The sequence below is a fragment of the Buttiauxella sp. BIGb0471 genome, from assembly GCF_024807715.1.
In the GTDB taxonomy this organism is placed as follows: domain Bacteria; phylum Pseudomonadota; class Gammaproteobacteria; order Enterobacterales; family Enterobacteriaceae; genus Buttiauxella; species Buttiauxella agrestis.
On the sequence record NZ_JANUEU010000001.1, the window covers coordinates 443,359 to 464,878 of the forward strand.

The 21,520-nt window shown below is 51.3% G+C and carries 19 protein-coding genes and 1 riboswitch; of the genes, 12 read left to right on the forward strand and 7 right to left on the reverse strand.

From position 1 onward, the window contains the following. The first annotated feature begins 9 nt into the window (after positions 1 to 9). Both fimH and sfmF read left to right on the forward strand, forming a co-directional pair. Positions 10 to 1,014, forward strand: a complete 1,005-nt coding sequence (gene fimH / locus M2371_RS02040; protein ID WP_172893651.1) for a type 1 fimbria D-mannose specific adhesin FimH — start codon at positions 10 to 12, stop codon at positions 1,012 to 1,014. Then, positions 1,007 to 1,540 carry a fimbria assembly protein gene (gene sfmF / locus M2371_RS02045; protein ID WP_172893652.1) on the forward strand — a complete coding sequence of 178 codons (534 nt, stop codon included), beginning with the start codon at positions 1,007 to 1,009 and terminating at the stop codon, positions 1,538 to 1,540. The genes fimH and sfmF overlap by 8 nt, the downstream gene beginning before the upstream one ends. 85 nt (positions 1,541 to 1,625) lie before the next feature. Here the strand turns inward: sfmF and fimZ are convergent, their stop codons facing one another. From fimZ to M2371_RS02065, 4 genes are all read right to left on the reverse strand, one after another. Then, a complete protein-coding gene (fimZ, locus tag M2371_RS02050) occupies positions 1,626 to 2,258 on the reverse strand; it encodes a fimbria biosynthesis transcriptional regulator FimZ (protein WP_172893653.1) in 633 nt (210 codons plus the stop codon). A 592-nt stretch (positions 2,259 to 2,850) separates the two neighbouring features. Continuing rightward, entirely contained in the window at positions 2,851 to 3,513 is a 663-nt protein-coding gene (locus M2371_RS02055; protein ID WP_259266745.1) for a hypothetical protein, read from the reverse strand. 325 nt (positions 3,514 to 3,838) lie between these two features. Further along, positions 3,839 to 4,444 carry a fimbriae biosynthesis transcriptional regulator FimW gene (locus M2371_RS02060; protein ID WP_172893655.1) on the reverse strand — a complete coding sequence of 202 codons (606 nt, stop codon included), beginning with the start codon at positions 4,442 to 4,444 and terminating at the stop codon, positions 3,839 to 3,841. Between the two features lie 140 nt (positions 4,445 to 4,584). Beyond that, positions 4,585 to 6,768, reverse strand: a complete 2,184-nt coding sequence (locus M2371_RS02065) for an EAL domain-containing protein (RefSeq protein WP_259266746.1) — start codon at positions 6,766 to 6,768, stop codon at positions 4,585 to 4,587. A gap of 409 nt (positions 6,769 to 7,177) precedes the next feature. Here M2371_RS02065 and M2371_RS02070 point away from each other — a divergent pair, with 409 nt between their 5' ends. From M2371_RS02070 to M2371_RS02085, 4 genes are all read left to right on the forward strand, one after another. Beyond that, positions 7,178 to 7,729, forward strand: coding sequence for a GNAT family N-acetyltransferase (locus tag M2371_RS02070; protein ID WP_259266747.1), 552 nt, complete (start codon positions 7,178 to 7,180; stop codon positions 7,727 to 7,729). A 70-nt stretch (positions 7,730 to 7,799) separates the two neighbouring features. Continuing rightward, a riboswitch (TPP riboswitch) is annotated at positions 7,800 to 7,896 on the forward strand. 36 nt (positions 7,897 to 7,932) lie between these two features. Beyond that, positions 7,933 to 8,721 carry a hydroxyethylthiazole kinase gene (gene thiM, locus M2371_RS02075; RefSeq protein ID WP_259266748.1) on the forward strand — a complete coding sequence of 263 codons (789 nt, stop codon included), beginning with the start codon at positions 7,933 to 7,935 and terminating at the stop codon, positions 8,719 to 8,721. Beyond that, on the forward strand, positions 8,718 to 9,527 hold the full coding sequence (gene thiD / locus M2371_RS02080) for a bifunctional hydroxymethylpyrimidine kinase/phosphomethylpyrimidine kinase (protein ID WP_259266749.1): 810 nt from the start codon (positions 8,718 to 8,720) through the stop codon (positions 9,525 to 9,527). The genes thiM and thiD overlap by 4 nt, the downstream gene beginning before the upstream one ends. 70 nt (positions 9,528 to 9,597) lie before the next feature. After that, the gene (locus M2371_RS02085; protein ID WP_172893683.1) at positions 9,598 to 10,344 is read left to right on the forward strand and encodes a GntR family transcriptional regulator; all 747 of its coding nucleotides are present in this window, start codon (positions 9,598 to 9,600) and stop codon (positions 10,342 to 10,344) included. 111 nt (positions 10,345 to 10,455) lie between these two features. On the opposite strand, the gene M2371_RS02090 is transcribed toward M2371_RS02085, so the two are convergent. From M2371_RS02090 to M2371_RS02100, 3 genes are read right to left on the reverse strand one after another with little or no spacing between them, the layout of a single operon-like run. Then, complete coding sequence (locus tag M2371_RS02090; protein ID WP_259266750.1) at positions 10,456 to 11,418, reverse strand: PfkB family carbohydrate kinase; 963 nt, start codon at positions 11,416 to 11,418, stop codon at positions 10,456 to 10,458. Beyond that, the gene (locus M2371_RS02095) at positions 11,405 to 12,421 is read right to left on the reverse strand and encodes an ADP-ribosylglycohydrolase family protein (protein ID WP_259266751.1); all 1,017 of its coding nucleotides are present in this window, start codon (positions 12,419 to 12,421) and stop codon (positions 11,405 to 11,407) included. Before M2371_RS02095 ends, M2371_RS02090 begins: the two co-directional genes overlap by 14 nt. Beyond that, positions 12,421 to 13,698, reverse strand: a complete 1,278-nt coding sequence (locus M2371_RS02100) for a nucleoside permease (protein ID WP_051873721.1) — start codon at positions 13,696 to 13,698, stop codon at positions 12,421 to 12,423. The genes M2371_RS02095 and M2371_RS02100 overlap by 1 nt, the downstream gene beginning before the upstream one ends. 273 nt (positions 13,699 to 13,971) lie before the next feature. On the opposite strand from M2371_RS02100, the gene fbaB reads away from it, so the two are divergent. The 6 genes from fbaB (at position 13,972) to M2371_RS02130 (ending at position 21,508) form a co-directional block, all read left to right on the forward strand. Then, positions 13,972 to 15,024, forward strand: a complete 1,053-nt coding sequence (fbaB, locus tag M2371_RS02105) for a class I fructose-bisphosphate aldolase (RefSeq protein WP_034496834.1) — start codon at positions 13,972 to 13,974, stop codon at positions 15,022 to 15,024. Between the two features lie 852 nt (positions 15,025 to 15,876). Next, entirely contained in the window at positions 15,877 to 17,031 is a 1,155-nt protein-coding gene (locus tag M2371_RS02110) for a mandelate racemase family protein (protein WP_034496832.1), read from the forward strand. 71 nt (positions 17,032 to 17,102) lie between these two features. Then, positions 17,103 to 18,734 carry an ABC transporter substrate-binding protein gene (locus tag M2371_RS02115; RefSeq protein WP_259266752.1) on the forward strand — a complete coding sequence of 544 codons (1,632 nt, stop codon included), beginning with the start codon at positions 17,103 to 17,105 and terminating at the stop codon, positions 18,732 to 18,734. Further along, entirely contained in the window at positions 18,731 to 19,768 is a 1,038-nt protein-coding gene (locus tag M2371_RS02120) for an ABC transporter permease (protein WP_259266753.1), read from the forward strand. The genes M2371_RS02115 and M2371_RS02120 overlap by 4 nt, the downstream gene beginning before the upstream one ends. Next, on the forward strand, positions 19,765 to 20,670 hold the full coding sequence (locus M2371_RS02125; protein ID WP_034496802.1) for an ABC transporter permease: 906 nt from the start codon (positions 19,765 to 19,767) through the stop codon (positions 20,668 to 20,670). Before M2371_RS02120 ends, M2371_RS02125 begins: the two co-directional genes overlap by 4 nt. Then, entirely contained in the window at positions 20,642 to 21,508 is an 867-nt protein-coding gene (locus tag M2371_RS02130) for an ABC transporter ATP-binding protein (protein ID WP_115627856.1), read from the forward strand. The genes M2371_RS02125 and M2371_RS02130 overlap by 29 nt, the downstream gene beginning before the upstream one ends. Positions 21,509 to 21,520 lie beyond the last annotated feature (12 nt).

Consider the following 21,520-nt stretch of genomic DNA (forward strand, 5'->3'; position numbering starts at 1 on the left):
GATCTGTTTATGAAATTGATGACATCACTAGCGGGAACCGTGCTGCTGACTTGCTCACTGCCTGCATTTGCGACGGTCTGCCACAACTCGAACGGCGTGCCGACGGATATTTTTTACGATCTGTCTGATGTGTTCACCAGCGCAAACAATAATGTCGGGCAAATTATCACGCTGGCGGCAAAATCAGGCTGGGTGGGGGTCAATGCGACCTGCCCGGCGGGAACTCAGGGCGACACCACCATGCGCAGTTATGTGAGTAACTTGCCGGTGCAAGAAACCATCGGCGGGTATCAATACATGAAACTCAATGACTACCTGGAAGGGGCCATGAGTATCACGGACAGTTATTCCGGGCAGTTTTTCCCGCCGAAAAATTACATCCAGATGGGACACCACCCCAATGTGCCCAAGCAAAAGCCTTTTGGGGTTCAGGACTCGCAGCTGATTTTTAAGCTCAAAGTGACACGGAAATTTATCAATATGGTGCCCATCCCAAGGCAGACCATGTTTACGGTGTATGTCACCACGCGAAACACCGACCCGCTGACTACCCCGGTTTATACCATCAGCTACAGTGGGAAAATCGAAGTGCCGCAAAACTGTGAGATCAACGCCGGGCAAATCGTCGAATTTGATTTTGGGGATATCGGCGCGTCGTTATTTAGCCAGGCGGGGGCGGGGAATCGCCCGCAGGGTGTGACGCCGCAAAGCAAAACGGTGGCGATAAAATGCACCAATGTGGCGGCGCAGGCCTATCTTTCCCTGCGCCTGGAAGCGGAAAAAGCCTCCGGCAAAATGATGGTATCGAACAATAACGATCTCGGATTTATCGTCGCCGATAGCAGCGGACAGCCACTGACGCCAAACGATCTCAGTAGCAAAATCCATTTCCGCCTTGATGATGCCGCCGCGGCGCAAGTGGGCATTCGCGCGTGGCCGGTGAGCGTAACAGGGAACAAACCTGCGGAAGGGCCGTTTAGCGCGCGGGGCTATTTGCGGGTGGATTATGACTAAAATCACCAGAGGCACCTTTTTGGGGGTTTTATTGTTGGTCGGCGGTGTGGTGAGTCATGCGCAAGCTGACACGCCACTTGGCGAAGTGAATATCGAACTGCGTGGAAACGTGGTGGATTTCAGCTGTTACGTCGAGATGGGGGATGAGGATAAAACCGTTCAGTTGGGACGCTGGCCGACAAAACAACTGCGTACCGCAGGCAGCACGACGCAAAGTATGCCTTTCACATTGAAGCTGAACGGCTGCCCGCCAGGCGCTGCATCGATAACGTTTTCGGGCAAGCAAGCCACCGGTAATCCCGGATTACTGGGGCTAAACGAGAGCAGCGGAGCGACAAATGTGGCTGTCGAATTGCGCGATAAAGACAAAACTCAGTTGCCGCTGGACCAGGCAAGCCAGGATGTGGCCGTAGATATCAACGGCAATGCCGTGCTAACTTTTTTTGCCAATTACATCGCACTGGCTGATAACCCCCAGCCGGGGCAAGCCAATGCGGATGCAACTTTTATGATTAATTATTATTAACCGATCGGGATGTATCTTAGTGACATAAAAAAACCGGGAGCTTATCCCGGTTTTTTTATGCTTTACTGTGATGTGTGTCGCGCGGCTATAATAATTCTTTCACTCGGGCATAATCGATAAGTTCGACAATGGAAGTGACATGCAGTTTTGAAAATATATTTGATTTGTGTGCACTAATGGTTTTGTTGCTCAACAGCAGTTGCTCGGCGATTTCTTTATTTGATAAACCATTAGCCAGATAACGTAATACAGTTATCTCCCGGTTAGACAATGGCATATCATCGGTTCCGCTTTTGCGCGAGGTCGGGTTGCTGATTAATTCGAGTGTTTCAGAGGGAAAGAAAGAATATCCCGACAGCAACATCTCCACGGCATGATAGATATCTTCCTGATCCTTTCTTTTACTGACAAAACCATTTGCCCCTGCCTGAATTGCCCGCCCGGCATAAAATCGCTCAGATTTTGATGAGAGGAAAAGTATGCGCGTATCAGCCTGTATGCTTTTGATTCTCTTTAATAAAGTAAAACCATCGATGGAAGGAAGTTCGATATCCAGGATCACTAAATCGACAGTGTGGGTGCGCATATAGTTAATCACCTCACGGCTATCGTCTGTTTTCATAACAACATCGATATTTTTATTTTTTTGTAACAGAACTTCTATCGACATTCTGACTATAGGATGTTCGTCCATAATAATTACGGATGCAGGTTTCATATTCTTGCCTCGGTTTTTTGAGAAACACATCGCATTGACGCAGAGTCACTGGCGGTGAAAGTGGTGAAACGTTTCACTGATGAGTATTTTATTTTGTATGCAAGATGCTTCCTTGAACTTAAAACAGTCCTTCAAATTTACTATTCCATAGTGGTTTTGAACGTAATAAAAGGAGTTATTTCATTAGTAAAAAGAATGTATTCATATTAGCTAAATGAATGGTTGGATTATACAGCCATATTATTTCAGAGAAAGGCTAGTGTTATCTTGATGCAATTATGCTGCGATCAAATTCTAATTAAATTGGTTAATTATTTGTTATTTGGATAATGCGCCTGTGTTAAGTTAAATGAATGGTAAAAAAGCTTGTTTTGAATATAAAGAATAGTGCGAAATATTAAATGTTTAATATTTGTTATCTGTAACATGGAATCATTACATGATTTATCGCGTTGACGTGGCATAGCAAGCGGAAAACCGATTTTCCAGGAATAGTTGTAATTGTGAAATATTTGATCTGATTTAACATAAATACAACATTGAAAATAGGCAATTTCCTAGCCTTCATCCGTAAGGTTGTTATTTAGCGCAGCTATTCTTTTCCTGACAACGGAGAGGATAATTTATTTAAAAGGTGTATGAGTGCCTTGTTGTTCTTGAGGCCAAGACGGGAGGCGATGCGCCCAAGCGTATACACAACAAAGTGGTAGGGTTTGTTGAATGACAGGGCTATCGTTTTCAACGAGTCACCTTTTGCCACAGCCAGCAGAATGTTCCATTCACGATGAGATAGCGGAGCAAGGGTTGAGAAAACAAGATCTTGCTCGTCCCGATTCAGGTTCAGTATTTTGAGCAACTCCGAAATGGTTTGCCGCCTTTCGACGACCGGGAAGCGGGAAGCTGCACCAATCAGTCTGGCGATGTTTTGGCAGCGGCAGGTAGCAAATTGCATGATATTGAGTTCGGGCCAGGTCTTTTGCCATCTCCGCGTCTTATCCAGCACATCAATAGCTGCCTCGCTCACGCCATCCAGATCTATCAACATACGCGGTTGCGGGTTTCGGCTAAGTAATGTTTCAGCCTCGTCCAGGGTTGCGCAAACGTGAGTGCGCTGGTGCTTAAAAACAGATTCAGTGAGTGCGAGAGATAAGTAGTTGTCGCCGGTCATAAGGATGATATCGAGCGGTTCCGCCAGAGACTGTTTATGAATCTGATGTTGCAGGTATTCCAGACGGTCGAAGACAAGCGGTGTCATTCTGGCATGGAGATTGGCAAGGCCACTATTTCTGATGCGGCGATATCTGCGTTTACGTGCGGCTATGTACAAATGCTCAGTCTTCTAGTGTGCGAATAAAGGGGACATTCGCTTTGCTACGGCAGGGAATCAATGCTGAATGAGACGTTATTTCCATATTTTTGTTGATAGCACAATGACGACTGAAGGGGAGTCGCTAAGGTTTCTCAGAAGCTGAATGTTCACAGCTTCTGATTATATCGTTGGAATGGATACTGACAGGGATTAAAAGTGTTAGATATTAGGTTTGGCTTAAGTACATATAAGCTGTTTCTTAAATAATATGTCAGTTATGGATTAAAAAAAGGAGGTTGGTTTTGAGAAATTTATGCAATTCGTATTGATCGCGAATACCCAATTTCCTCATGATTGCCTTACGATGTAATTTTGCGATATTTTCATCCAGTTTCATCAAACAGGCTGAATCTTTTAACGAGTGGCCCTTAGCGATATGTGAAAGCAACTGGCGCTCGACAACAGTGAAGCTGCGTGTGGTGCAGTATTGGCAAATCCCGGCAGGAATCGCAACGGTGTTTTTCCCATGTCTGGACGGTTCAAGCCACCAGGCTATTTTGCGGGTTATTTCATCAATTTCATCCTCTCTGAAGATAACCGGCAACATATACAAACATGGCCGAAACATCAGATTCTGATGTTCTTTTTGGCGGCAAATGAGAATAATTCGTTGAGACTTTGTTGTCTTAGGCATTTGATAGCAATCAGCAGTCACCCAATTATCATCCAAAGACAGAAATACAATATCGGCGCAATGATGGTGTTCGGGAGATAAAAAACAAAAATCTTGTTTAAGGTGCTGGCACACATTTGCAACGATAATTTTTATACCGTGAGTGAAATGGCTATTTTTTTCGCGTATCGCAATTGTAAGCATAAGATCTCTCATTGAGAAATAGATCGAATGGCGATGGTAATGAAGTTAACAGGCAAACTGAATAACTTGAGACTTAATCGACAAGTCGCTGAGGATGACTCAATACCAGGGGGTTTCCTGGTATGAAAAATGCAGGAAAATCATTCGCGAAGGGATTCGATAGCAACAGGTTTGCCGGTATGATAGCCCTGAAGCCAACCCACACCCATGGTGATGAGCATTTGTTTGATCTCTTCGCTTTCAACAAATTCCGCGACAACTTCCAGATTTTTGAATTTTGCGGCTTCGCAAAAAGACATCACGATAAAATGGTCGAACTTTTCAGCAACAATATTGCGGACAAATGAACCATCTATTTTAAGAATATCTGCTTCCAGGTTTTTCAGACGAGAATAACTGGAAGCTCCCGTTCCAAAATCATCAATTGCGATCTTACAACCCTGGTTACGCAACTCTCGCAATACATTTGCAGCATTCAAGTTATCGATAATATCTGATTCAATAATTTCGAAGATGATACGTTCCGGGCGAATTGACCAGGTGTTAAATAAAGTGAAAAGCCTGTCGAGGAAATCCGATTTGATCAGCGACTGCGGGGTTAGATTTATCGAGAAACGACTGTCCGCCTGAGATTGATCAAGAGAGTGCATAAAACGAAACGTCTGCTCTATGACCGTCATATCCACTTCTGCGAGCAGTCCGGCTTCTTCTGCCAGGGGCAAAAAGGTATTCGGGAAAAGCAAATTATTATTCCCCGCGTTAATCCGTATCAGGATTTCTTGATATCTGTCGGAACGGCTCGTGGAGACAATAGGCTGTGCCAGTAATACAAATGATTTTTGGTCTATCGACTGCTGCAACAGGTGGCGTATCACCGCTGGATTGACAGCGCTATCGCCAGCTTCATTCATATTCAGGTTTTCAGGTTTGCCATTTTGCAGCGATACAAAAGTGCTGGCATTGAGTTGCCCGACAACATACGAAAGATTGGGGATGTTGTTATCGTAACGCATCCAGGATAAGCCAAAGTTTAACCCTAACTCCATCTCTCCCCAGGAAAAACGAAACGAAGTCATGGCTTTATAATAGGAGTCGATAAGACTTTCATTCATGTTATCCAGACGCAAGAAAATGCCATATCCAGGACTGTAATAAATATTGTCATACCCCTTAAGCAGCGGTGTTAAGTATGCAACTACGGCTTTAACAAATTCAAAGCGGAAAGCAATACCATGAGCTTGTGTTAAAGAGTTTAATTCCGGGCACTGTACGGTACACAACCCTGCGTTCGGATATTGTATGAGATCTTTTTTAAGCGCTTGTAAATTGGGCAGGCCGGTATGAGGTTCAGATAAAGAGACGCGCTTAAGATGTTTGATGTAGTTAAGAATGCGTGTTGCCAATACACCAACAAGAACAATAGTCAGGGAAAATATGGCAATCATTGATGATGCAAGCGCCAGATGGCCGATGTAGTGCCCTACCGTAAATTCATTTTTTATCGATATATAATTATCAGTGTAATAGCCTAACAAAATGAGCATGAAAACCCATAATGGGCTTATGAGCGCATGGCCCAATCGGATTGAGCCCCAAAGCATTATTGGTAATAGTAATACTATGGAATAATCAGTGAATATTAAAATGTCATTTCTTGTCGTAATCATGCAGTACATAATAGCAATTAAAAGCATTGCCCATACTAGCTGACTTATTGCATGTGGCCCATTAACAATCAAATCTTTTAACTGGCGCAAATAACTTAAAAACCATGAGGGTTTGTAGCATGAGCGGAAAAGTAAATAACAAAATGGGACACCTGTAATACAGGATGTCAGCATCCACTGAACATTGATAAGCGTAATAACACTAAAAATATTTTCATCAGAGGCTGAGATAAAATGAAATTTAAGCAGTAACCATTGGTAGAGCGCGGTAAACGTAAAACTATTAAGGCAAATAAGCCAACATATGCGTTGCGCAGAGAGGCGACTGCGCCCAAAACTTACCCTGCCTCGTTTGCCCGTTGCGCAAAAATAGAGCGTGACACAGATTAAAGCGCTACTTAACTGTGCAGCGATACTCAGGAAATCAAACAGCGGATAGTGGTAAAAACTGTAAAGGGCAAACAGGGCTAACGTCGGGAGTGCCCTGCGATGGTATAAAATCAGCAATGCTGTAATGATGGGTAAGGTCAGATCATAAAACCGTAGCGGTATCCCAACTATTTCAACACTATGGCATAACTTCGCAGCAAGCGAATATAAAAAGAAAAATGTGACACATATTTTAATGTGCTGTTGAATGCTTGCTGAGAAAACCATATTTTTAGCGTAAAATCCTAAATGTGATTAATAAACGCGCGCTGCCCAATATAAGATATTTTAGAATATCATGTTTTTATTAAACGAACACTTAACAGTTTTGTGGTTATTAATTTCATATGGAACTTTGTGTTAGTTAATTGGAATATACGCCTGCGTGAAAATAACTTGTTGTTTCTTTGCTATGAATGTTGTTTTTCTTGGTTAGATGTTTTTAATTCTTGTGAATATGTGATTGTCATTATAATAATGTAATTCCATGATGACATTCTCTTGTTATATTCACAAAGCTATCACTGTTACGCATGAATATACTCTCTGCTAAAAATGTTAATTACTTGTTGATGCCCGCTATTAATTCTATGTATAAATTACTCTAAACAATACAGCGTGAAGAAAGGGCAACAGTATGGAAATAATCACACCGAGATTGATCCTCCGGCCACTTCGTTCGGAAGATGCCGAGCAAATTCAAAACGTATTTCCGCGCTGGGAGATTGTGCGTTACCTGGTTTCTACTGTTCCGTGGCCTTATCCACCTGGCGCGGCAAAACATTATGTCGATAATGTTGCGCTGCCTGCGGTAAAAGAAGGAAAGGGCTGGTTCTGGTCCATTCGGCGTAAAGAAAATCCGCAGGAATTAATTGGGCTAATTTGTCTGATGGATACTCCAGATAACAACCGTGGTTTCTGGTTAGTCCCGGAATGGCAAGGACAGGGCCTGATGAGTGAGGCCTGCGGTGTAGTGAATGATTTCTGGTTTGAAACACTCGAGAAAGACGTGTTACGCGCGCCAAAGGCCGTCGCCAATGACCGTTCCAAAAACCTTTCCATCCGTCACGGTATGCGGCTTATCCGCACCGAAAAATCGCAATATGTGAGTGGAGAAATGGATTCGGAGCTTTGGGAAATAACCCGCGATGAATGGCGGCAATTCAAAAAGTTAACGTCGTTGGCTTAACATCTGGCAGCACAGGCGGTTTACAGTCACTGTTGCGCGCATTATTCTTCTGAACGCAAAAATATGATTTATCAATGACTCGGGGTGCCCTTCTTTGTGAAGGCTGAGAAATACCCGTACCACCTGATCTGGATAATGCCAGCGTAGGGAAGTCAGATGCCTGCCTGGTCATCTCTTCTTCACGCCAGGCAGGAGCTTACAAGATGCAACCTGACCTGTTACCCGGCCACTGCGCCGCCTCGGTTTTACATAACTTACGCAGCACTCCCCCTTTAGTCCATTGCATGACCAATGATGTGGTGCAGGGTTTTACCGCCAACGTGCTGCTCGCCATTGGCGCGGCTCCCGCTATGGTCATTGAGCCTGAAGAGGCCGCGCAATTTGCCCCCATTGCCAGTGCATTGCTGATTAATATCGGAACACTCACCGCCGATAGCAGTCGCGCAATGCTGGACGCCATTCACGCCGCGAATCAATCCTCCACGCCATGGGTACTCGATCCGGTTGCCGTCGGCGCTCTGGCGTTTCGTACCCGATTTGCCCGCGAAGTTCTCGCGCTAAAACCTGCCGCAATCCGGGGTAATGCTTCAGAAATCTTAGCCTTAGCGGGGGAGCATTCCGCAGGCCGTGGCGTAGATAGCGCTGACGACGCACTTTCTGCATTACCCGCAGCCCTTAAACTGGCGCAGCTTACTGGCGCGGTGGTGGCCGTCACCGGCGAGGAGGATTACATCACCGATGGCGAACACGCCTGGAGCGTGGCGGGCGGCGGCGTGTTGATGACGCGCGTGGTCGGCACCGGTTGCGCGCTTTCCGCCGTGGTTGCCGCTTGCTGCTCACTGCCAGGGACGCGGCTGGATAACGTGGCTGCCGCCTGCCAGTTTATGAAATTCGCCGGGGAACAGGCGATTGCCGTGAGTCGCGGTCCTGGCAGTTTTGTCCCGGCGTTTCTTGACGCACTTTACGGACTTAATGCGGAGGCTCTGGCATGAAAGGGCAAAACCGTATTAACGCATTGACGATTGCTGGCACCGACCCGAGCGGGGGGGCGGGCATTCAGGCTGACCTGAAAACATTCTCGGCACTGGGCGCGTATGGCGCCAGCGTGATCACCGCGCTGGTGGCGCAAAATACCCGCGGCGTGCAGTCTGTTTATCGCATTGAACCGGCATTTGTCGCCGCCCAGCTTGATTCTGTGCTCAGCGATGTGCGCATCGACACCATTAAAATTGGCATGCTGGCTGAGACCGATATCGTTGAAGCGGTGGCGGAGCGGTTGGCTTTTTACAATGCACGCAACGTGGTGCTCGATACGGTCATGCTGGCGAAAAGTGGCGACCCATTGCTTGCGCCCTCTGCGGTAGAGAGCCTGCGTCGTCGGCTGTTGCCGCAAGTGGCGTTGATCACCCCGAATCTGCCTGAAGCCGCCGCATTGCTGGACGCACCACATGCACGCAGTGAGCGAGAAATGAAGGAACAGGGCGATGCGCTGCTGGGAATGGGGTGCGAAGCGGTGTTGATGAAAGGCGGCCATCTTGATGACGCCGAAAGCCCGGACTGGTTATTTACCCGCGACGGCGCGCAACGTTTTACCGCTCCGCGTGTCCAGACTCGCCACACTCACGGCACGGGATGTACGCTTTCTGCGGCCCTTGCCGCACTTTATCCGCGCTATCTTGACTGGCCGAAGACTATTTCGGCGGCGAAAGCGTGGCTATCTCAGGCGTTAGAGCAGGCGGATTCGCTGGAAGTGGGCCACGGAATTGGACCGGTGCATCATTTTCATCAATGGTGGTAATCGAGGTAATACCTGTATAAGACCATTGAGTTATACTGGTTTCACCTTATCTTCCGGACATTTGCGCGAAATGGAACAGGTTCACCTTCAGCTCATTGAACAACTCGTCCAGCGGTTTTCGCAGGCCGACAACACGCCGCTGTATTTGAAATTCGCCGAAACGGTGAAATCGGCGGTACGCAGCGGTGTGTTGCCGCAAGGGAATATTCTGCCGGGGGAGCGAGATCTCAGTCAGTTGACCGGTGTTTCGCGCATAACGGTGCGCAAAGCAATGCAGACGCTGGAAGATGAAGGGGTGGTGACCCGTTCCCGAGGCTACGGCACGCAGATTAACAACACGTTTGAGTATTCGCTGAAAGAGGCGCGTGGCTTTTCGCAGCAAGTTGTGTTGCGCGGTAAAAAGCCTGACACACTGTGGGTCAACAAACGCGTGGTGAAATGCCCGGCAGATGTGGCCGAGCAACTGGCGATTATCGCCGATAGCGATGTTTTCCTGCTGAAACGTATTCGTTATGTCGATGAAGATGCGGTTTCGGTGGAAGAGTCTTACGTGCCAACGGAATTAATCGCGAATGCTGATGACATCGGCGTTTCGCTGTATGACTATTTTCGCAGCCAGAATATTATCCCGCAGCGAACGCGCAGCCGCGTCAGCGCCAGAATGCCCGACAGCGAGTTCCAGTCGCATATTAAGCTGGAAACGCCGGTGCCGGTTCTGGTGATCAAACAGGTGGCGTTTGACCCGCAAAACCGGCCTATCGAATACAGCATTAGTTATTGTCGCAGCGATTTATATGTGTTTGTCTGCGAAGAATAATACCCGTCATACTTCAAACGGCATCTTTGTTGGCTGCGTTCGCTTGCCCGAATCGCTTAGTTGACTAAGCTCATCGGGACTCGCTCTCTTGCCGCCGCGATGTCGCTCGAATTATTTTGGGTATTGGCAGAGTTGTTCAATAAAGGGGGCGCAATCGCCACCGCGGTGGCTAACGACATAAGAAGCCACGGCATTACCCAGACTTACCGCATCGCCGAGGCTCCAGCCCGCCGCCAGCCCAGCCAGAGTACCACCCGCATGGCTGTCGCCTGCGCCAATCGTATCCACAACCACGGCTGGGAACGGCGCTGCCAGACCAATACTCTCCGCTGAAGCAAACCAGGCACCTTCTTTGTCGAGCCGCACTATTAACGGCGAATCGTAGCGCTCAAGCCATTTCTCGCAAATTCCTGCAATATCATCGCCCGCCACATTCAACCACTGCGCGGCAATTGCTGCTTCCTGGCGGTTAAGGGAAACCATCGGTTTGCAGGCCATAATCCGTGCCAGTAGCGGCTCAGGAATATCAGCAATCCGCGGGCCAAAATCGATAAATGCGCTCACGTCATGCAGCGATTCCAGCCAGTTCACCAGTAAGTCGGCACACGGCCCGGCAAGTTGATATCCAGACAGCGAAAGCAGGGTACCGGGCGCAAGCTGCAATTTATCCAGCCACTGTTGATTCCACTGGTGCTCGACGCCACGAAACGACATAAACGTTCTTTCGCCGTCCGGCTCCACCAGCGCCAGGCACCAGCCGTTATCACCGCTGGTGGTGTGGATTTCGCTGATGATTCCTTGCTTTTCCAGGCTTGAGCGAATGATATCCGCCCAGGTTCCCTGGCCAATCGGGAGCGCATTTTTTGAGGCAATGCCCAGGCGCGACAGCGTGAGCGCGATGTTCAGCGCGCAGCCGCCGATGTTCACGCTTTGCTGTTGCAGTTCGATATCACATCCGCGCCACGGCAGGGCGTAAGCGTCGGCTATGACGTCAATAACTGCCGAGCCGAGCACGCAAACCGGGCGTTTCGCCGTAAGTGTCGGCAGGCGGGAATGCAATTCACTGGCGTTCATTTTGCGCCTCCCTTTGCTGGCGATAGCCCATAAACAGGCGGCTGTAGCGCGTAAAATCAAGCTGGTTAACGTCATCAAGCTCGCGTTTAAGTTCGCTATCAATGCTTTCTACGCCGTGTAGCGCGCCACAAATCGCCGTCGCCATCGCACCAATGGTGTCGGTATCCCCGCCCAGGTTGGCGCATAAAATCGCGCAACGATTCGGGTTGGTTTGTGCCAGTTCCACCATCGCAATCGCCGCGGCGACAGATTCAATGGTACTGGTGCCGGTGCCGACCAGGTGGTAAACCTGCTCCATGCCAGACTCGGTGCCGCGCGCGGTTCTGGCAACATTTAACGCCAGCTCAATACGCGCCCCGAGGGACGCATTAAACGTAGTGACTCGCTTTTCCTGCGCGTGGCGAGCCACAGAAGGCAGTTCATCGCAAATGGTTTCCCAGCTAGCGCCTTCAATCGCTTTTGAAATCGCCCAGGCTATCACCACCGCGCCGGAAATCGCCAGATCGGATTTGTGCGTTGGGCTGGAGGCCAGCGCGACTTCATCAATGAACGCGTCGAGATTATGCGTCGGCAGCAGGCAACCCAACGGCGAGGCACGCATGGCCGCCCCGTTAGTGACGCCATTGTTTTCCAACTCGCTGACCGGCGTGCCTTGCTTAATTGCATTCAGCGCGATTTTGGACGTTGGCCCAAGCACATTCTTGTTGAAAGCATCGAAGCCTTCCGCCCAGTGCAGAATATTGCGCCCGATGGTGTCCGGGTTGACTGCACCGTGATGCTCGATAATCGCATCGGCCAGCGCCAGCGCCATCGAGGTGTCGTCGGTAAACTCGGCGCGGTTGAAATAACAGGCGGCGTTGTTTTCTGCTGGCCCCGGCAGGAAGCGGTCAATCCAGCCAAAGTGCGCTTTCACCCGCGAACGCGGCCACAACTCCGATGGCATTCCCATCGCATCGCCTAATGCCTGGCCGTAAAAGGCCCCCAGAATACGATTTTCCATCATTATGCTTCCTTTAAATCTTTGTCAGATTGGCTGCCAGCAACGGCAATAGTCGTGATTTCTTTGTCGGACTCGCGGAAAAACACCATGAACAACACGGTAATGACCGCAATCATCACCGCACCAAAGCCCCACATTCCCGCCCAGTTGAAGGTCTGACCGTTGACAGGTGTTGGGTAGGCGAACATTTTTTCCATCAGTTGTGCGCCGATACGATAACCAAGCAAGCTACCAAAGCCCTGGCAGCACAGCGTGATAAGCCCTTGTGCCGCAGTGCGCATATGCACCGGCGCTTTTTTATCGACGTAGATATAGGCAGTGACGTAGTAGAAATCGTAACTCACGCCGTGCAGCAAAATACCGAGGAACAGCAGACCGTAAGTAAAGATATGGTCGGCTCCACCGTACACGAAGAAACCGTAGCGAATGGCGGCGGTGATAAGACCAAGCAGTAATACCTTTTTAATGCCAAAGCGCTTAATGAAGAACGGCAGCGCCAGCATAAAGAAGATTTCGGAGAACTGGCCGAGTGTCATCCATCCAGTGGCGTTATGCATACCCACTTCGGTCAGATAGCCATTGGCGAAGATGTAATAGAAAGCCAGTGGCATGGCAAACAAGAAAGAGCAGAAGAAAAAGACCAGGAAGTTTTTGTCTTTCAGCAGCACGATGGCATCCAGCCCGAGCATCACTTTCACGCTCATTTTGCCGGTACTTTTCGGTGGCGTATTTGGCAGCGCCAGGGCGAATACCCCGAGCAGCGCAGAACTGCCTGCGGTGATAAGCAACGGGATGTTGGTCGGCGAAATATCGCTAAAGCCCAGCATTTGCGGCAGGAAACCGCACACTAACCCAGATGCAATCCAGCCGATAGTGCCCATCACCCGAATGCGCGGGAAGTCCCGCTCCACATCATCAACATTGGAAAATGCGATGCTGTTAGTCAGCGCGATAGTTGGCATGTAGGTCAGGGAATAGGCCAGCAGCAGCGGGAAGAAATAGACAAACTCGGTTTGTTGCGCTGCCAGATACATCAGCACCGCACCGACAAACATCAGCAGGGCGAGCACCTTTTGCGCGGCAAAAAAACGGTCAGTCAGCGAGCCGACCAGAATCGGCGAAAGAATTGCCGCGATGGCAGTACAGGCATAAGACCAACCAATTTCAGTCGGGCTAAAGCCACTTTTACTCAGGAAAAGCCAAAGAGGGACGAACCAGGCGCCCCAGATAAACCATTCAATAAACATCATGAATGAAAGGCTAATTGTTGTACGTTTCATATTTAGAACCTTCATGATTGTGTTGGGTACACCACAACAATACCAATCAATAATACCTTTTAAATACCTTTGTGTTGTTTCTTTGACCGCCGTTGCAAAAATACACCGCCTGGAGACAAACCGTTACAAGCCAAAACCCACCTAAAGTGCTGCCCTGGGTGGCGAAGGTTGCCAGTCACGACCAGGATTAGGGCTGCCTGTTTTATTCGAAGGCAGGCCAGGAATAACCATCGTCAGCGGGCAGGGTGCTCGCTGAAATAACGGGAGTGCATTATGACTGATATTGCGCAGTTGCTAGGCAAAGACGCCGACAGCTTGTTACAGCATCGTTGTATGACTATTCCGGCAGACCAGTTGTATCTGCCAGGCTCGGATTATGTAGACCGCGTGATGGTGGATAACAACCGCCCGCCAGCGGTGCTACGGAATATGCAAACGCTGTACAACACCGGGCGGCTGGCAGGCACCGGTTATCTTTCCATTTTACCTGTCGATCAGGGTGTGGAACATTCCGCGGGTGCATCGTTTGCCGCAAACCCACTCTATTTTGACCCGAAGAATATTGTCGAGCTGGCGATTGAAGCGGGCTGTAACTGTGTCGCTTCAACCTATGGCGTGCTGGCCTCGGTGTCGCGCCGTTACGCGCACCGCATTCCTTTCCTCGTCAAACTCAACCATAACGAAACGCTGAGCTATCCGAATACCTTCGACCAGACGCTATACGCAAGCGTAGAGCAGGCGTTCAATATGGGCGCGGTGGCGGTTGGCGCGACCATTTATTTCGGTTCGCCAGAATCACGCCGCCAGATTGAAGAGATCTCGGTTGCGTTTGAGCGTGCGCACGAACTCGGCCTGGTGACGGTGCTCTGGGCGTATCTGCGTAATCCCGATTTCAAAAAAGATGGCGTGGATTACCACGTTAGTGCTGATCTTACCGGGCAGGCGAACCATCTGGCAGCGACCATTGGCGCGGATATCGTGAAGCAGAAAATGGCCGAAAATAACGGCGGTTACAAGGCGGTGAACTTTGGTTACACCGACGACCGCGTGTACACCAAACTGAGCAGCGATAACCCAATCGATCTGGTGCGTTACCAACTGGCGAACTGCTATATGGGCCGCGCCGGGCTGATAAACTCCGGCGGTGCTGCGGGTGGTGAGACTGACCTGACGGACGCGGTCCGCACTGCGGTCATTAACAAACGCGCAGGCGGCATGGGGTTGATTCTGGGGCGCAAAGCCTTTAAGAAATCCATGTCTGAGGGCGTGAAGTTAATTAATGCGGTTCAGGATGTTTATCTGGATGGGAAGGTGGGGATAGCGTGATTGCTCGCTTGCCGGGGAGCGGTGATTTTCCGTTTACCTGAATGTTTAAGGTTATGGAAGTGCGGTGATGTTCCGTTCACCTTTGCGAACTGTGTTTCTACATATTCCTGCTCACGGTGAACGTGCCATGGGGATTACGACATCCCCCTGGCGACCCCGTCGCCCGGCAAGTCAATCGCCGCTTACGCGGTAAACACCGTTTTTTACCCAACATTCGCGGTCGTTCGCGATTCGCTCCCGGCGATCGCTCACTCACGTGGTTCCCGACCACGTGACCACGACTGAAGGGTAAAAACCGGCGCGATTGGAGCCGGGAACAAGGGCAACGTCAAAAGCTAAAGTCAAAAGCCTGGCTGGTTTGGGTTTTGACCTTAGTCCCGGTATAAATTGCCCCAGTGTTCCCCATAAGTCAGGGTTGAGCTGCCGGGAGCAGCGAAAGAGAGCGATCGCCGGGAGCGAATCGCGAACGACCCTGAACGTTGGGGATAAGCTGGGGTTTACCGCGCAGCGGCAATTTAATCACCGGGCGCCGGGGTTGCCAGGGGGCTGGCGTGAGCCACCTGGCACGTTCACCGTTCACTAACCTATGTGGGATCAGTGAACTTTCGGGTGAACGGAAAATCACTATCCCGCCATAGGCATCCCCCCATGTGAACGGAAATTCACCGCCCCCATCCCCCGTTATCTCCGTCACAATTCCATAACACTTTGTGAAAAACATCACTTTCCCCTGTGCAGATGTCCAAAAAATCACCCCTATTTAGGCACCTTTGAACGAGGCGAAGGTGCTTTTTTACGCATACAGTAGATGGTGAAACGCTGTTTTAAAATCACAAAAGGACACTAACAGCCGTGAAAATTGAATCTGTAAACGTCACCGTTTTTACTTACCCAACCCGCCGTGTTTCTGACAGCGCAGGTCACTCCCACCCAGGCCCTGAGAGCCTCGCAAAAATGGCGATGCTCACGATCACCACCGATGAAGGGGATTGCGGGTATTCTTTCGCGCCGCCAGAAGTGGTGCGCCCTTATGTGGTCAATGCGTTTTTCCGCAAAGTGTTAGTCGGGCAAGATCCGTTTAACCGCGAGCGCATCTGGCAAGATCTGGTGCACTGGCAGCGTGGCAGCGCCCATCAACTCACCGAACGTGCGCTGTCGTTTGTCGAACAGGCGCTGTGGGATTTGATTGGCCGCAAACTGAAAGTCCCGGTCTACAAATTGCTCGGTGGATTCCGTGACAAAGTCCCGGCCTACGGCAGCACCATGTGCGGGGACGAGCTGGAAGGCGGGTTATCTACGCCAGACGAATTTGGCCAGTTCGCTGAAAAACTGGTCGCTCGTGGCTACAAAGCCATAAAACTCCACACCTGGATGCCGCCTGTTGCGTTCGCGCCAGACCCAAAAATGGATGTCAAAGCCTGCGCCGCCGTGCGCGAAGCCGTTGGCCCGGATATTGATTTAATGCTCGACGGCTACCACTGGTATAGCCGCAGCCAGGCGCTGTACATCGGCAAGGCACTGGAAAAACTCAACTTCGCGTGGTTTGAAGAGCCGATGGAAGAAGAGAGCATGGCGTCTTACGTCTGGCTTTCTGAGAACCTGTCGATTGATGTTGTCGGGCCAGAAAGTCTTGGTGGCAAGCACCACAGCCGCGCCGATTGGGTGAAGGCGGGTGCCTGCGACATTCTGCGCGCCGGGGCGAACGGCGTCGGCGGGATTGCGCCAACCATGAAAGTGGCGGCACTTGCGGAATCCTTCGGTATGGACTGCGAAGTGCACGGCAACGGTGCGGCAAGCCTCGCCGTGGTGGGCGCGATTCGCAACTGCCGCTGGTACGAGCGTGGTTTACTGCATCCGTTCCTCGAATACGATGAACCCGCAGCCTACCTCAACAGTATCGTAGACCCGATGGATGCCGACGGTTTTGTGCATTTGCCACAGCGTCCGGGCCTGGGTGAAGACATCAATTTTGAATATATCGAGATGAACACCGTTAGCCGCGATTAACCCGCGCAAAAATAATAATCCCGGCGCGAAAGACGCCGGGGAATACTGACCCTACAAAAACGGTATCTATCATGAATCGAAGCTCCCGGCTGGGGGCGTGGCTGCTCACGCTCCTGTTCATGTTCGGCAGCAGTTCGGTGGTGGCCAAAACACCCCCTGACCAGCTGATTATCGGCATGAATATGAATAACCTGCTCACGCTTGATCCGGCCGCGATGACCGGCAATGAAGTGGTGGGGCTGGTGGTCAATCTCTATGACTCGCTGGTGGAATTAGATCCGGCAAAACTTACTAACGTGCGCCCGGCACTGGCAACCTCCTGGGATATCTCAGATGACGGCAATCGCCTGACCTTTCACCTGCGCGATGGCGTGAAATTCCACTCTGGCAACGTACTCACCGCAGACGACGTGGTGTGGTCGATGCGCCGTGTTTTGCACCTCAATTTGGCGCAGGCATCAGTGTGGAAATCCTACGGTTTTAGCAAAAAGAACGTCGATGAACATGTGAAAGCCCTGGATGCTTCAACGGTGGAAATCACGCTGCCGAAAGCCAACGACCCGCAACTGGTGATTTACTCGCTGGCCGCCCTCGGTAGCGTGGTGGTACTGGACAGCAAAACGGTCGAGCAGCATGTGCAAAACGACGACTGGGGCAATCGCTGGCTAACGACCAATGAAGCCGGTTCCGGCCCGTTCAGCCTCGAAGTGTGGCAGGCGAAAGACGTGCTGCGCATGAAGCGCAACCCGGATTACTGGCGCGGCGAACCGAAACTGGCACGCGTGGTGTTCCGCCACTTCCAGGAATCGCAAACCCTGCGCCTGATGATTGCCAAAGGCGACCTGGATATTGCCAGCAACATGGCGGTTTCGGACGTTAACGCCCTGCGTAAAGACCCGGAATTGACGGTCGATGCAGTAAAAAAAGGCACCATTTATTACGTCGCCATGAGCATGAAAGAGCCGCATTTCGCCAACCCGAAAGTGCGCGAAGCGGTGCGCTATCTGATTGATTATCAAGGCATCAACAAAGCGCTGATGCCGGGTTATGGCGTGCTGCACCAGCGCCCAATCCAGTCTGGAATGCCTGCCACCTTGCCCAATCCTGGTTACGCGCTGGATATTCCCCGTGCGAAAAAACTGCTGGCCGAAGCGGGTTATCCGGATGGATTCGACACCACCTTGCGCGTGCTGGCGGATCAGCCGTTCCTGAACATCGCCATTGCGGTGCAGTCCACGCTGATGCAGGCGGGGATCAACGCCAAAATTGTCACCGGAACCGGCAACCAGATTTACGGCGCGATGCGTGAGCGTAAGTTCGACATGTTGGTTGGGCGCGGCGGCAGTGGCGTAGAACCGCATCCCCATTCCAGCCTGCGATCGCTGGTCTATAACCCGGATAACAGCGACGCGGCGCGTTTGACTAACTTCCAGGGCTGGCGCACCAGCTTCTACGACAAACAAATTAATCAGCAAATCGACCAGGCGCTGGTCGAACGCGACCCGGCAAAACAGCTCGAGGAATATCAGGCCATTCAGACGCGTTATGACGAGCTGATCCCGGCGTTGCTGCCGCTTTCGCAAATGGTGGACTCGGTGGTGGTGCGCAACGAAGTGCAGAACTACCAACCACACCCGTCGGCCACCACTTTCCTGCGCGATGTTTATAAAACGCCAGTTGAGAATGGGGAGAACAAAGGATGAGCATGATTTTGCTGGCACCGGGCGGCCGCGCCCGGCGTTTTTCAAAGCGCTTAACTCAGGTGTTGATCACCTTGTTTGGGCTGCTGTTGCTGACCTTTTTCATTGGCCGCGTGATGCCTATCGACCCGGTGCTGGCGATTGTCGGCCCGGATGCCGACCAAAGCACCTATCAGCAGGTTTATCACCAACTCGGCTTTGATCAATCTTTGGCAACGCAGTTCTGGATTTACCTCGGCGGCCTGCTGCATGGCGATTTAGGCAACGCGCTGCTGACCGGGAAACCGGTGGTGGATGACATTCTGCGCGTGTTCCCGGCGACGCTGGAACTGGCGACGGTGGCGATTATCGTCGGTGCGGGCCTTGGTATTCCACTAGGCGTTTGGGCGGCGGCGCGTCGCAACAGCGTGGTGGATTACGCGGTGCGTATTATTAGCCTCGCCGGTTATTCGACGCCGATCTTCTGGGTCGGGATGATGGGATTGCTGCTGTTTTACGCCTGGCTGGGTTGGGTGGGTGGCGCAGGGCGCATTGATTTAGCGCTGGATGGCGTTGTGCCGCGCCGCAGCGGTTTGCTGCTGGTGGATGCGCTACTGGCTGGAAACAGCGCGGTGTTTTTCAACGCGCTCAATCACCTGATTCTGCCAGCGTCACTGCTCGGTTTTCACTCAATGGCCTACATCAGCCGAATGACGCGTAGCTTTATGCTGGCGCAGCTGTCGCAGGAATTCATTATTACCGCAAGGGTAAAAGGACTGACCGAACGCCAGGTTATCTGGAACCACGCGTTCCGAAACATTCTGGTGCAACTGTTAACCGTGGTGGCGCTGGCGTACGGCTCGCTGCTCGAAGGTGCGGTGTTAATTGAAACCGTGTTCTCGTGGCCGGGTTTTGGTTCTTATTTAACGGGCAGTTTGCTGCTCGGCGATATGAATGCGGTGATGGGCTGCGTGCTGGTGGTCGGGGTGATCTTCGTGTTGCTCAATCTGCTGTCCGACATGCTCTACCAACTCTTTGATCCGAGGACAAAATCATGACGGTTTCCTTTGGAACACCACAACTGACGGCTGCGGACGAGCGCTCACTGCGCGTTAAACGTGCGGGTCTTCGCGCGGTTGGGTTTATCGGCAAAATGGCGCGTAACCCGCTGACCGCCATTGGCGGGGGGATTGTCTTCTTACTGCTGATGGTGGCGATTTTCGCGCCATGGATAGCGCCGTATAACCCGCTGGTACAAGATTTGAATCGCGCGCTGACGGCACCCAACGCCACGCACTGGTTTGGCACCGACGAATTTGGCCGCGATATCTTCAGCCGCCTGGTTTATGGCTCGCGCATTACGCTCTACATCGTGCTGCTGGTGTCAGTCACCGTTGGCCCGCTGGGTTTACTGCTCGGTGTGACCGCCGGATATTTTGGCGGCAAAGTCGATATGGTGCTGATGCGCATTACCGATATCTTCATCTCGTTCCCAAGCCTGGTGCTGGCGCTGGCGTTTGTGGCCGCACTCGGCCCCGGCCTTGAGCATGTGGTTATCGCGATTACGCTCACTGCGTGGCCGCCGATTGCCCGCCTGGCGCGTGCGGAAACCCTCTCGTTACGGCAGGCCGATTTTATCTCTGCGGTGCGTTTGCAAGGGGCTTCGCCGGTTCGTGTGCTGTGGCGTCACATTGTGCCGCTGTGCATGCCGTCGGTCATCATCCGTATCACCATGAATATGGCGGGCATTATTCTGACGGCTGCCGGGCTTGGCTTTCTGGGTCTTGGCGCACAGCCTCCAGAGCCAGAGTGGGGCGCAATGATCTCCAGCGGGCGCACTTACATGATGGAGTGCTGGTGGGTAGTAACGATTCCGGGGCTGGCGATTTTAATCAACAGTCTGGCATTCAACTTCTTGGGAGACGGCCTACGTGACATCCTCGATCCTCGCAGCGAATAATTCGCCGCAACTGCTTGATGTACGCGACCTGAACGTGACGTTTGTGAACGGTCGCCAGCAAACCCACGCGGTGCGTGGCGTTTCATTCCAGCTCGGGCGCGAGAAACTGGCCATCGTTGGCGAGTCCGGCTCCGGGAAATCCACCGTCGGGCGTGCGCTGTTGCAGCTTCACCCTAAAAAAGCGCAGATCACCGCCGATCGTATGCAATTCGGCGATGTTGATCTGCTCAATGCCACTGACGCACAAATGCGTAATGTGCGTGGCAAACGTATTTCTATGATTATGCAGGACCCGAAATACTCGCTAAACCCTGTGATGTGCGTCGGGGATCAAATTGCGGAAGCGTGGCTGACGCACCATCGCGTCGGGCATAAAGAAGCGAAGCAAAAGGTGCTGGAAATGCTCGAAGTGGTGCGCATTCGTCAGCCTGAACGCGTCTATAACCTCTATCCGCACGAAGTTTCTGGCGGCCAGGGGCAGCGCATCATGATTGCCATGATGTTGATTACCGACCCGGAAATGGTGATTGCCGACGAACCGACTTCCGCGCTCGATGTGTCTGTGCGTTTACAGGTGCTGGCGTTGCTGGATGATTTAGTGCAGTCGCGTGGCCTGGGGCTGATTTTCATCAGCCACGACATTAACCTGGTGCGCAGTTTCTGCGACCGCGTGCTGGTGATGTACGCCGGGCGGGTAGTGGAATCCATTGCCGCAAAAGATTTGGATAATGCGCAGCATCCGTACACGCAGGGGCTTATCAGCGCCTTGCCGGATATGGACAAACGGCGTGCGCATCTGCCGGTACTTCAGCGCCAGGCCAGTTGGCTAACCCAATAAGGAGCAACGAAT